The 11,916-nt window shown below is 69.0% G+C and carries 11 protein-coding genes; 5 read left to right on the forward strand and 6 right to left on the reverse strand.

Features of this window, described 5'->3' with window-relative positions:
- Positions 1–268: 268 nt before the first annotated feature.
- Entirely contained in the window at positions 269–1,909 is a 1,641-nt protein-coding gene (locus tag B141_RS0137950) for a dolichyl-phosphate-mannose--protein mannosyltransferase (RefSeq protein WP_020580392.1), read from the forward strand.
- Between the two features lie 123 nt (positions 1,910–2,032).
- On the opposite strand, the gene B141_RS45105 is transcribed toward B141_RS0137950, so the two are convergent.
- Positions 2,033–2,926, reverse strand: a complete 894-nt coding sequence (locus B141_RS45105; RefSeq protein WP_020580393.1) for a GNAT family N-acetyltransferase — start codon at positions 2,924–2,926, stop codon at positions 2,033–2,035.
- Positions 2,927–3,093: 167 nt separating this feature from the next.
- On the opposite strand from B141_RS45105, the gene B141_RS45110 reads away from it, so the two are divergent.
- The 3 genes from B141_RS45110 to B141_RS48515 all read left to right on the forward strand — a co-directional run bounded on the left by B141_RS45110 (position 3,094) and on the right by B141_RS48515 (position 5,157).
- Entirely contained in the window at positions 3,094–3,681 is a 588-nt protein-coding gene (locus B141_RS45110; RefSeq protein WP_020580394.1) for a DinB family protein, read from the forward strand.
- A 7-nt stretch (positions 3,682–3,688) separates the two neighbouring features.
- Complete coding sequence (locus tag B141_RS0137965; protein ID WP_020580395.1) at positions 3,689–4,216, forward strand: HIT family protein; 528 nt, start codon at positions 3,689–3,691, stop codon at positions 4,214–4,216.
- A gap of 329 nt (positions 4,217–4,545) precedes the next feature.
- Complete coding sequence (locus B141_RS48515) at positions 4,546–5,157, forward strand: DUF1918 domain-containing protein (RefSeq protein WP_157181611.1); 612 nt, start codon at positions 4,546–4,548, stop codon at positions 5,155–5,157.
- 50 nt (positions 5,158–5,207) lie between these two features.
- Here the strand turns inward: B141_RS48515 and B141_RS45115 are convergent, their stop codons facing one another.
- The 3 genes from B141_RS45115 to B141_RS0137995 form a co-directional block, all read right to left on the reverse strand.
- On the reverse strand, positions 5,208–5,726 hold the full coding sequence (locus tag B141_RS45115) for a hypothetical protein (protein ID WP_020580397.1): 519 nt from the start codon (positions 5,724–5,726) through the stop codon (positions 5,208–5,210).
- Positions 5,727–6,242: 516 nt separating this feature from the next.
- Complete coding sequence (locus B141_RS0137990) at positions 6,243–7,679, reverse strand: GuaB1 family IMP dehydrogenase-related protein (RefSeq protein ID WP_020580399.1); 1,437 nt, start codon at positions 7,677–7,679, stop codon at positions 6,243–6,245.
- 270 nt (positions 7,680–7,949) lie between these two features.
- Positions 7,950–9,056: a GTP-binding protein gene (locus B141_RS0137995; protein WP_020580400.1), complete on the reverse strand. Its 1,107-nt coding sequence runs from the start codon at positions 9,054–9,056 to the stop codon at positions 7,950–7,952.
- Positions 9,057–9,168: 112 nt separating this feature from the next.
- Between B141_RS0137995 and B141_RS45120 the strand changes: the two genes are divergently transcribed.
- Positions 9,169–9,666 carry a Chromate resistance protein ChrB gene (locus B141_RS45120; RefSeq protein ID WP_020580401.1) on the forward strand — a complete coding sequence of 166 codons (498 nt, stop codon included), beginning with the start codon at positions 9,169–9,171 and terminating at the stop codon, positions 9,664–9,666.
- 29 nt (positions 9,667–9,695) lie between these two features.
- Here the strand turns inward: B141_RS45120 and B141_RS45125 are convergent, their stop codons facing one another.
- Both B141_RS45125 and B141_RS52075 read right to left on the reverse strand, forming a co-directional pair.
- Positions 9,696–10,577 carry an aminoglycoside phosphotransferase family protein gene (locus B141_RS45125; protein ID WP_020580402.1) on the reverse strand — a complete coding sequence of 294 codons (882 nt, stop codon included), beginning with the start codon at positions 10,575–10,577 and terminating at the stop codon, positions 9,696–9,698.
- Between the two features lie 307 nt (positions 10,578–10,884).
- The coding region (locus B141_RS52075; RefSeq protein WP_026257954.1) for an HNH endonuclease at positions 10,885–11,916 on the reverse strand (1,032 nt) is incomplete at its 5' end.

The following is an 11,916-nucleotide window of genomic DNA, read 5'->3' on the forward strand; positions in this document are numbered from 1 at the left end:
AGTTCGGCGGCAAGGCGCGGTGGGGCGTCGTCGAGGGAGCCGATCGGAGTGGCGGCGAGGATGAGTACCCCCGCCTCACCAGACGTCTGCGCGCGGGCGGTCACGAATCCATCCTCGCAGGGCAGTGTCTATCCAGCCCCTCGCGGGCTTCGCCCGCCACCCACCCCCGCCACGTTTATCCGGCCCCTCGCGGGCTTCGCCCGCTACCCACCCCCGCCACGGCAGTGTTGCCGGCGAAGGGCCAGGCGGGGTCCGTACGATGGCCCGGATGACGACGACGGCCTCCGATCGCACCGGCGACGGGCAGCCCAGCGTGTCCGAGCACGAGCCAACGGTCGTGGCCGGCCGCGACTCCGAGGGACGCCAGCTCCCGCCGCTGGGCGAACGCCTCTACCCGCCGATGCCTCGCGATGGCATCTGGGGCTGGGTCGGGCCGCTGATCATCACCGCGTTCGCCGCCGTACTCCGCCTGTGGGATCTCGGGCGGCCGGCGAAGTTCGTCTTCGACGAGACCTACTACCCCAAGGACGCTTACAGCCTGCTGCGCTTCGGGGTGGAGCATCAGTTCGTCGAAAAGGCGAACGAACGCATCCTGGCCGGTGACGTCGACGTTTTCGGCGCACCGGCGTTCATCGTCCACCCGCCGGCCGGCAAGTGGATGATCGCGCTCGGCGAGTGGGCGTTCGGGATGACGCCGTTCGGCTGGCGGATCTCGGTCGCCGTGCTGGGCATCCTCTCGGTCCTGGTGATGGCGCGGGTCGTACGCCGGCTCACCCGTTCGACCCTGCTGGGGTGCCTGGCCGCCTTCCTCTTCTCCCTCGACGGCCTGCACCTGGTCGAGAGCCGGATCGCGCTGCTCGACCTGCCGGCGATGGTGTGGCTGCTGCTGGCGTTCGGCGCGCTCCTGATCGACCGCGACTCGGCCCGGCGAAGGTTCGCCGCCGCGGCCGAACCCCTCGGCCGGGTCGCTCACGGAAGCTGGGGCCCCGCGCTGCTCTGGCGTCCATGGCGGCTGGTCGCCGGTCTCTGCTTCGGTGTCGCCGCCGCCACGAAGTGGAACGCCGCGATCGTCCTCGCGGTGTTCGGCCTGGTGACCTGGGTCTGGGACCTCGGGGCCCGCTACGCGATCCGTGCGACGTTCGCCCGGGCCGAGAATGTTGCCCGCCTCATGCTCGACACGGTCGTCGCCTTCGTCACCGTGGCGGGCAGCGCCGTCGTCGTCTACATCACGTCCTGGAGCGGCTGGCTCGCCTCCTCCGACGGGTACGACCGGACCTGGGCGCAGTCCAATCCCGCGAAGGGTCTCGCCGCGCTGGTGCCTGACGCGCTCAGGTCGCTGTGGCACTACCACGCCGAGATCATGAACTTCCACACGCACCTGACGGAGAAGCACCAGTACGCCTCGCCGCCGTGGGGATGGCTGATCATCGCCCGGCCGGTGTCGTTCGACTGGACCGACAACGTCGGGCCTGACCAGGGGTGCGCGACCAAGCGCTGCGTCCAGGAGATCCTCGGCATAGGGACCCCGGTGCTGTGGTGGGGCGCCGTGATCGCGCTGGGTGCCTGCCTGGTCTGGTGGCTTGCCGGACGGGACTGGCGGTTCGGCGTTCCGGTCATCGGCGTCGTGGCGACCTGGCTGCCGTGGTTTCAGTACGCCAGCCGCCCGATCTTCTACTTCTACGCGATCGTGATCCTGCCCTGGCTGGTCATCGGCCTGACGCTCGTGCTCGGCAAGATCCTCGGGCCGGCGGACGCCTCACCCAGGCGGCGGATGTGGGGTGCCGCGATCGTCGGCGGCTTCACGCTGCTGGTCGTGCTGAACTTTGCCTACCTGTATCCGATCCTCACCAACCAGCCCATACCGTACGAAGAGTGGCACAGCCGTATGTGGTTCACCTCCTGGGTCTAGCTAGACCCGCACCGAACAGTCTTCGCGCTGATCTCACCTGCTTGCAGCGCTGAGTGTCGAGTTGATCAACGGTCGCGGAATCGGGCAAGTGCCGCGGCGGGTGTCCGAATCGCCCGCCATTGATCAACTCGGCTGGGTTTCGTACCGAGCCCGGCGGCCCACGGTGACGAAGTCGAGCCGGCGATACAGCGTCGCGGCTCTCGGGTTGGTGACGTTCACCTCGAGGTGACACTCGGTCGCGCCGGCCGAACGCATCGCCCGCAACGCCGCGACGATCAACGCCGAGCCCAGGCCCTGCCCACGCCAGGCGGGTGCGACCCCGACCTGCAGGATCCAGTCCGGCGTACAGGTCACGAAGCCCGCCGGGCCGCCGCCCGTGGTGGCGAGCAGCGACAGTTCGGGGCGGAACGCCTCCTCAACGGTCCAGTTGACCCACTCCCGGAAGGTCCAGAGTGGCGGCGCCGCGGCCCCGTCCGCCGGTGATGCGTCGGCGAAGCTCGCGCGGTAGGCACCGAAAAAGACTGGAACGATCGGGGCCGACCAGGGTACGAAGGTGATGCCGGGCGGTGGCCTTAACGCCGGCAGCGGTGCGTCGAGGTCACGCCGCATGACGTCTTCGGCGTACGCCCGCACCAGCGCGTACCTCGCGTACAACCGCTCGGCCGCCGGCGTCACCGCCTCGGTGAGGACGCGGAGGGTGCGCGCTTCGCGGCGCTGCGAGATGGTCCAGTCGAGCAGCCGGCGTCCGAGCCCGCGTCCGCGCCAGGCGGGATCCACCTGCCCGGCCGCATCGAGCCGCCCGTCGCAGGCCCGGACCGCGGCGGCCGCCACCACCCTGCCCGCACTGTCGAGCGCCCCGATCGTCTGCTTACCAGGAAGGAGATAACAGCGGCCGATGAATTCCTCGGTGCCCGCCTCTGTCGAACCACCGTCGGCGCGTACGCACCGACCAGCCAGCTCCCCCAACTGGGAAAGGTCCGATCGGTGCAGTTGCCGCCACTCCAGCACCCGCGTCATTTGCTCCGCCCTGTCCGCGCCCGGCATCCGCGCGGTGGTGGACGAGGATGCCTGCCGGCCACGCGGGTGGAAACCCGATGCGGATGCTCGCGAAATAATGACATGATCGCCGCTCGTTTGTCGCCACAACCCATTCCGGCAACGAGGACAAACAAGGAGGCGAGGAAATGATGGCGAACCAATCCCAGATGATGTTGCTGCGCTGGCAACTCGACGTTGCCTGGTCGCTTCTCGAACTCCACCTCGCCGACCTCGACGACGCGGAGATCCTCTGGGAGCCCGCGCCAACCTGCTGGACCGTACGCCCGCGTGCTGACGGCCGCTGGGTCGCCGACTGGATGGCGCCGGACGCCGAGCCCGAACCCGAGCCGGCTCCCTCGATCGCCTGGCTGACCTGGCACATCGGCTTCTGGTGGACGCTTACGTACGAACGCTCCTTCGGCGTCCGTGAAGTGCGGCGGGACGAGGTGTTCTGGCCGGGAAGCACTGACGCCACCGTGGAGTGGCTGCGTGCCTGCAAGGACCGGTGGAGCGGCGCGCTCACCCATCTGGACGACGCAGACCTCCAGTCCACCGCCCGCAGCGGGTGGTTCCTACGAGGGACGCGGCCGTTCGGATTCGTCGTCGCGTGGGTGAATTCGGAGTTGATGAAAAACGCCGCCGAAATCGGGCTGCTCCGGAATCTGCGTCAAGCGTCCCTTGACGGATATCACATGCCTGTCCGCAAGGCGCCGGAAACACCCGGTGCGGCATGATCACCTTATGAACGACCCCTATCCCAGAGTCCAGCTCGACCTCGCCACCTATACCGCCAAGGTGAGATCTGGCGCCTGCTTCATCTGTGGAGTGATCGCCGGAAACCCCGACAACGACGAGGTCGTGGTCTATCGGGACGACGCGGCGATCGCGTTCCTCAACCGATTCCCCACCCTTGCTGGATATGTCCTCGTCGCTCCCCTCGCGCACGTCGAGGAGGTCGTCGACGGCTTCGACCAGGACGACTACCTCCGCCTCCAGTCAGTCATCTACCGCGTCGGCCGGGCGATCACTGCCGCGATGCCGACGGAGCGGCTGTACGTCGCGAGCCTTGGCAGCAAGCAGGGAAACGCCCACGTGCATTGGCATCTGGCTCCGTTGCCGCCGGGCGTCGCGTACCACGAACAGCAGTTCCACGCCCTCATGACAGAGACGATGGGATATCTCGCGATTCCTCCGGCCGAGCAGGTCGCCATCGGCGAGCGCATCGCCGCCGCGATGGACTCCGACCAGGGTGCGACCAGTCCTCGCTGAGACGGGACCTTCGCCCCTACGACCCACCCTGGCACCAGAGAAATCTGAGAGGTGCCTGCGAGGTGAGCGAGGGAGCTCGAAAGAGCTGAGAGGCCACTGGCCGAGAGGTTGGTGGCGACCCCTAGCACCTGATCCGGACAATGCCGGCGAAGGGAGAGCGCCTCGCAGGTTCGCTTTTCTAAATACGGCTCTAGCACCGCCGCGCGAGCCCGTTCGGACGGTCCGCGGCTCCCAAGCATTTGGGACTCCTCGAACCCCGCTCGAGGCCGGTGGCCGCTCGACGCGGGAATCGCTTCCACACCGAAGACCTTCTCGGAAGTGAGGTCGACATGCACGCGACCGTCGGCGACCGGATCATCATCGAGACTGAGGTTCTCGGACAGACGCCGCGCCAGGGAACCGTCCTGGAGGTGCTCGGAGGGCCCGAGGCCGAGCACTACCGGGTCACCTGGGACGACGGGCACGAGTCACTTCTCTATCCCGGACCTGACACCCACCTGATCCTGCCCGCGCAGGAGGCTCGCGCCGAAGAACGGCAGGCGCCGCCGGGCATGCACATCGGTCCGCGGGATCGGGTCGAGCAGATCATGAGTACGCCGGTCCTCACCGTCGACGCCCAGGATTCGCTGCGGACCACGGCGGAGACCCTCGCGGACGCGGACGTCGGCGCACTCGTCGTCATGCGGGAAACGACGCCGCTCGGCGTCATCTCCGAACGCGACGTCGTACGCGCGCTGGCAGCCGGAGGCGACCCCGACGAGGTGTGGGCCGCCGACGTGATCGGCACCAGCACCGTGTGGGCGAACACGACTGACACCGTGCATCACGTGGCCACGCTGATGTCGGAGGCGTCGATCCGGCACGTCCCGCTCCGGACGGAAGGGGCGCTTGTCGGCATCGTGTCGGTTCGCGACGTCCTCTCCATTCTCCTTCGCCGCTGATCGATGATGCGCCTCACCCGCGAAACGCCTGACTCGCGAAGTGGGTGACGTTACGAAGCACCCGCGCCGGAAGCCGCGACGGCCGGAGACGTCTCGGACGGCACGCCACAGTCATGCCCGCCCGGGTGCCGTAGCTCGGCCAGGATCATGTGGACAACGGACTCGACGGCGGCGTCCGCGGCCGCTGACCCGGCATCCTCGCCGGCCTCCTCTGCGGCCGGACCGCGTCCCGCGCCTCCGGTCTCGACCGAGAACACCACGACCCGCCGTGGCATCCGCAAGGCGCTCAGGAGGCCGAAGACGCCGGTCTCGGGGCCCGCCGAGGATGGCCCGTGCGCCTCCAGGGCCGACTGGCGTACGGCGCCCGGCACACCACCGTCGTGCGTCGACTCGACCACGATCAGCTCGTCGATGTCGGTGTCCGCGCGTAGGAGCCGGACCGGGATGTGACTGCTGGTCAGTAGTCGAACGCCGGTCAGCATCTCGCCTCCCAGGCGTTCCACGACTCGCGGGCCGATCGCCCACGTGTGGGGTACGCCGCCCCCGATGCCGACCACCACCACGCTCATGCGCGTCCTCGCTCCGCTCCGGGCGCGCATGAGGCACTCAAGGCGCTGCGTTGAACGATTCGCTCGCTCCGCTCGCTCATGCGCGTCCTCGCTCCGCTCCGGGCGCGCATGAGGCACTCAAGGCGCTGTGTTGAACGATTCGCTCTCTCATGCGCATACCCCCACCTACACCCGACCGCCGGGCGATGTCCTGGATCAGCTCTCAGACCACCAGCTGGCCCATCGGACCGGCAGAGTCGAAGGTCACCGAAGCCACCGGCAGAAGCCGGTCACGGTCGGCGGCGCGAGGGGTTCGGGCGTACGGCACACAAACCCACGACAAGGGAAACCTTCCGGCACGCGGCCGGCATCCTTGTGCATCCCCCCGCTACCGGCCGCGTGCCGGAAGGTTTCCCTTGCCTTGATTACCTCAACACTCGGGGGTTTCCGGCTTGGAGGGTCATTGGTCCTCGTCTGGCAGGACGTTGGCCCAGGCTTGCTCCCGTGGCACGAAGTAACCCGCCATTGAGGGCGTCATCACCAACTGGTGTCGAGCGGCATGCCTTCGGCGTAGCCGGCGGCGCTCTGCACCCCGACGATCGCGCGGGTGCGGAACTCCTCGAGGCTGGCCGCGCCGACGTACGTACACGCGCTGCGGACGCCGGCCACGATCAGGTCGACCACATCCTCGACACTCGGATGCTCGGGATCGAGATACATGCGGGAGGTGGAGATGCCTTCGCCGAAGAAGCCCTTGCGGGCCCGCTCGAACGGCGTCTCGTCAGCGGTGCGCGACCGGACCGCCCGCGCGGAGGCCATCCCGAAGCTCTCCTTGTAGAGCCGCCCCTCGTTGTCCCGGCGGGGGTCGCCCGGCGACTCGTAGGTGCCGGCGAACCACGAGCCGATCATGACGTTCGACGCGCCGGCGGCGAGGGCAAGGGCGACGTCGCGAGGATGGCGTACGCCGCCGTCGGCCCAGACGTGCTTGCCCAGCTCACGGGCTCGTGCCGCGCATTCGAGCACGGCTGAGAACTGCGGACGCCCGACCGCGGTCTTCATCCGGGTCGTACACATCGCGCCGGGACCCACGCCGACCTTCACGATGTCGGCACCGGCCGCCACCAGGTCGGTGACGCCGTCGGCGGTGGCGACGTTGCCGGCGACGACCGGGACCTCCGGATCGAGGGCCCGCACGAGGCGGAGGACCTCGAGGGTGCGTTCCTGGTGGCCGTGCGCGGTGTCGATCACGAGGATGTCGATGCCCGCGTCGAGGAGCGCCTTCGCCTTCGTCTCGACGTCGCCGTTGATCCCGATGGCGGCACCCACCCGCAGCCGGCCGGCGGCGTCGAGAGCCGGCTGGTAGAGCGTGGCCCGCAGGGCGCGTTGCCGGGTGAGGATCCCGACGATGCGGCTGTCGGCGTCGACGACCGGGGCCAGCCGGTGACGCCCGTCGTGGAGTTGGTTGAACGCGTCCTCCGCGTCGATGCCCGCCGAGAGCGTGAGGAGTTCGGACGACATGATGCCGCCCAGCTGCGTGAACCGGTCGACACCCTCGCAGTCCGCCTCGGTCACGACACCGATCGCGCGACCGTCGTCGACGACGATGACCGCGCCGTGTCCGCGCTTGGGGAGGAGATTGAGCGCCTCACCGACCGTGCCCGTCGCGGGCATCGTGATCGGGGTGTCGTAGACGGTGTGGCGTTTCTTGATCCAGGCGACCACCTCAGCGACCACCTCGACCGGAATGTCCTGGGGAATGACCGCCAGCCCGCCGCACCGGGCAATGGTCTCGGCCATCCGGCGGCCGGACACCGCCGTCATGTTCGCGGCGACGATGGGGATGGTCGTGCCGCTGCCATCGTACGTGACCAGATCGACATCCAACCGCGAGGACACCGCTGAACGGTTGGGGACGAGGAACACGTCGCTGTAGGTGAGATCCTGCTCCGGAACCCGATCGTGAAGGAAGCGCACGTCGACCCCCTTGCGGGCAACTGGAGAATCGCCTTCTGGCAACTCAGGACACTAGAAGGTTACGGCCCCGAAGCAACCAGCTGCGCCCCCAGATGGACGCCATTACTCAACGCAGTAAGGCGAGTTCGGACAGTCTCAAATGCCATCCTCTCCACCGAATCGCCGTTACCGCCGATCTTTACCGCATTGCTCCGTCGATAGGCGGTTGGCAATCGGGGCCGGCGCGCAACCGCGACGGGGATCAGCTCACCGTCAAGACGGCCTTTCCCCTCAGGCGGCTTCGTCCGCCTCACCGAGCCACGGCGAGAAGCCGTCATCTCGGCCTTCCCAGCGGTCGAGGCCCCGGGCCAGCTCGGAGTCGGTCATGAGAACGTCCGCGAAGACGGTACGCAGGCGTTCGCGATCGTCGTCGATGCCGGTCACGACCAACCGGGTCGAAGGGGGTACGCCGCGCCAGCGGCCGACCGTTCCGATGCTCAGCTGCCCGCCCGCGCAGTCCCAGCAGCACACCGCGCCGGGCCGGGTCGGCAGCCAGAAGCGCCCACGGCTGCGCTGCCGGCCGGCGGCGAGTTCGCCGATCCGCTCGCGGAGCCGGCCAGGGTGGAGCGGCCGCCACGTGGTGAGGTCGAGGGTCCAGACGGCGTCGCTGTCAGTCGCACCGGTCGGCTCCGCGGAGCGGTAGTCGCCGCGTACGCCGGGCCGTGGGACCTCGCCCACCGCACTCAGGGCGGACGCGAAGTCGAACTCGTGCGCGTCGCCGAAGCGCGCCGTGGCGGGCGCGAGGTGGCGGAGCATGGTGGTCTCCCTGCACGCCGCGTCCTGCCAGGAGGCGCCCTGGGTGACCACGACGTCGGCGAACTCCACCTGGTGAGCGAGGACCTCCCCGACCGCGCGCCGGTCGTCAGCGGTGTGCGCCATCCCGCGTTCGGCGAGCAGGTCGTCGCCGAACAGATCGTCCACCAGCGTGGCCAGGTCGACCGCGGCCACGACGCCCGCGAGCGCCACCCGCTCGCTCATGCGGCGGCCGGCCACGACCGCGGACGGCAGTGCCTCGACCACGAGCCCAGGCTCAGCGGCGACCGGCAGCGCGAGGACGATCCGCCCCCAGCGCCCGGTGTCAGCGAGCCGCGCGACCGCGGGAATGACGTCCTCGCGCAGCGCACAGCTCAGACAGGTGTGCTCGAGGCGGACCACCTCGTCCTCGACGACGCCACCGACGTCGTACACGACCCGACGGAGCGCAGGCTCGCTCCCGTGGCCGAGGTCGTGCTGGACGACCACCGAGTTGGGTACGTCGAAGAGCACGGCAGACGCGACGACCTGGCGGAGGACGTCCCCCGATGACGTCACCACCGTGACCGGAAGCCGTTCACCCACCAGGACCTCCCTTGCTCCGTTGGGGTTCCCGCGAAAGCGCGACACAGGTCGATGTACTGAAGCCTGCATCAGACCTTCGACAAAGTCACTGCAACCGTGGTTACAGTTGGCTATGGCGACCGGTGAGTGGGTGCTGCTCAGCTATCGGCTCCCGCGTGAGCCCTCCACGCCGCGCATCACGGTGTGGCGCAAGCTCAAACGGCTCGGCGTGGCGCAGTTGGGCGACGGCCTCGTCGCGCTCCCCGCCGACGCCCGCACGCGCGAGCAGGTCGAGTGGCTCGCCGAGGAGATCAGCCAGGCAGGCGGCGAGGCGGGCATCTGGTTGGCGCACCCCGCCGCATCGGGACAGGAGAAGGCGCTCGCATCGGAGCTGGCTGCTGCCAGGGCGGCCGAATACGCCGCGGTCGCCGCTGAAGCGAGGCGGGTCGCCGCGGCGCCGGAGCGGGAGCGGCAGCGGGTCGGCACGAAGCTCGGCGCCGAGTTACGCCGGATCAGCCAGCGCGACTACTTCCCGCCGCCTGAGCGCGAGTCAGCGCACGCCGCCGTACGCGCCCTGCTCGAGGCGCCGACACCAACCTCCCGCCGCAGGACCGCGCGGGTGTCCCGATGACGCTGGCGCCGCCAGGGCCCAGGCTGCCGTCAGGCCAGCGTGTCGAGCAGGCGGCGGCAGCGGACCGGATCCTCGGTGAGGCCGGCTCCGAGCCCCCAGAGCCAGTAGTCGACGGCCCGGACGATCGTCCACGCCCGCGCCCTTGCGGCGTCGAGGCCGCCGGCGTCGACGAGGGTGGCGAGGAGGGTACGTACGCCCGTCGCGTCCTCCGCCTCGTCCAGGCGCGTCCACATGAGTTCGGGAACGGAGTACTCCGGGTCGCCCGCCACCGCCTTCGGGTCGATCACCAGCCAGGGCGCGCGGCGCGCTGCCAGGACGTTGCCGTAGTGCAGGTCCGCGTGCACCGCCCAGGTCCCGGCGTCGGCGGCCAGGTCGACGGCGAGCCCGACCGCGAGATCGACCCAGCGGGCCGGAAGGGGAGCGCCCAGCGACTCCTGCTGGTGGTGCGCCGAGTCGGCGAACTCGCCGGCGATGTCCACGAGCAGCAGGAGACCGGCCGGCGCGGGCACCGCGAGTTGCCGGATCAGGGCACCCGCGATGCCGGCCGCGGTCAGCAGGGGAAGGTCTCTGAGCGAACGTCCGGAATCGAGTCGTTCGAGCAGTAACCCACCCTCGTCGACGCTCTCCTCGAGCAGGCGGACCGCGCCGCGACCGTTCCACGCCCGCAGGGCGCTGGCTTCGCCGGCGATGTTGTGCTCGGGCCAGCAGAGCTTGAGCACGCAGGCCTCGCCGCCCCGCCGCACCGGCAGGACGAGGTTGACATCGCCGTGGAGTGCGGGGCCCGTGACCTCGAGCCCCCATCGATCACAGAAGCGCTCGGCCAGGCCCGGCAGGGCCTCGACCCACGCACGTCCCGGGCCGCCGTTGCGACCGATCCGAGTTTCCGCGAACACCTGGGGTACGACAATCACCGCGCAGAACCTACCAGCCGGCCTCAGCAGGTCAAACGGGATTCGCTCAGGGGTGCTGACGGCACCACCCCATCCCGGCGGCCACGACGAGCGCGGCGGCACCCACTGTGGCTCGCAGGCCGTGGCGTTCTGAGGTTCTCAGCTGCAGAGCGGTCGCGGGCTAGCCGAACCGCCGGAGGACGCCAAGCGGGTACGCGTTCGTGCGCGGCCGAGGCTCCCTTTGGCGTGCGAGCAGGCTCGAGAACCCTTCCTCTCAAGGGTTCTCGAGCCTGCTGTCTTGTTTGCTTGTCCCGCTTCTCCGTGCCGGTTAGAACGGTGGCGGATCCGGATCGTCTGGTTCGACGGGGTCGGTGAGGCGTGGTGGGGTCACCGTGTATTGCCGGCCGTGTGGGTCGGTGTAGGTGAGGTGTCCTGGGCTGGTTTGTTCGACCTTCCAGTCGCCCTCGGTTTTCACGCGGTGGTGACGTCGGCATAGTGGTGCCACGTTGTTGACCGACGTTTCGCCGCCTTCGGAGTACGGCTTCGTATGGTCGAGGTCGCAGGAGATGGCTGGGCGCCTACAGAGCATCCAGGTGCAGCGTTGGTTGAGTGACTGCACGAACTCTGCCGGAAGTCCGCGGAGGAAGCGTTTCGATATCGGATGCAGGTTCAGCAGCTGCCCCGTCACCGGGTGGGTGATGCCGATGGTGAACATCGCGTCTGGGTTGTCGAGATGGTTGGCGATCAACCGCCGCGCTACTTCGGTGAGCACGGGCCCGAACCCGCCAAGCTCCGCTGGCCGCTCCGCCAACTCGAACAGGGTCGTGATCGGCACGTTCAGCTGAAGTTTCGCCTTGACCGCCGCTTTCCAGGACCGGAACGCCGCCGGAATCTCCCGCTCGGCAAGGTCATCATCCGACGGGATCTCCTCGCGGGACCCGTCGTCGTCGCGGGGCTGCGGCCTGAGCCGGTCAAGCGGATGGGTGTAGGTGGCGGGTTTGCAGTCCTCACACGGGCAGCCCGCAAGGTGCTGGTCATGGTCGCACCCAGTGTGCCGGCACCCATCCTGCTCGGCGGCAGAGTCCTCCTGCGCGCCCTCAGCTTCGGAAGGACTGTTGGTGTTGTTCTGTTCCTCGAGCAGGTCGTCAAAGGATTCTTGACGAGGGCTGGAGTCGTCGCTGTTCTCCCGGTCGCCGTTCTCGCAGTCACAGTCGCAGTCCTCGCCGGCACTCCCAGCATCGGCACTCTCAGCGTCGGCGTTGGTCTGTTCGCGACTGGCGGCGCCTTCGCGGGCTTCTTCCTCGCCGTTGCAGATGATGACGTCGGCTTCGCCGGAGAGGAGGGAGATGGCGATGTCGGC

The organism is Actinopolymorpha alba DSM 45243, assembly GCF_000373925.1.
Classification (GTDB): domain Bacteria; phylum Actinomycetota; class Actinomycetes; order Propionibacteriales; family Actinopolymorphaceae; genus Actinopolymorpha; species Actinopolymorpha alba.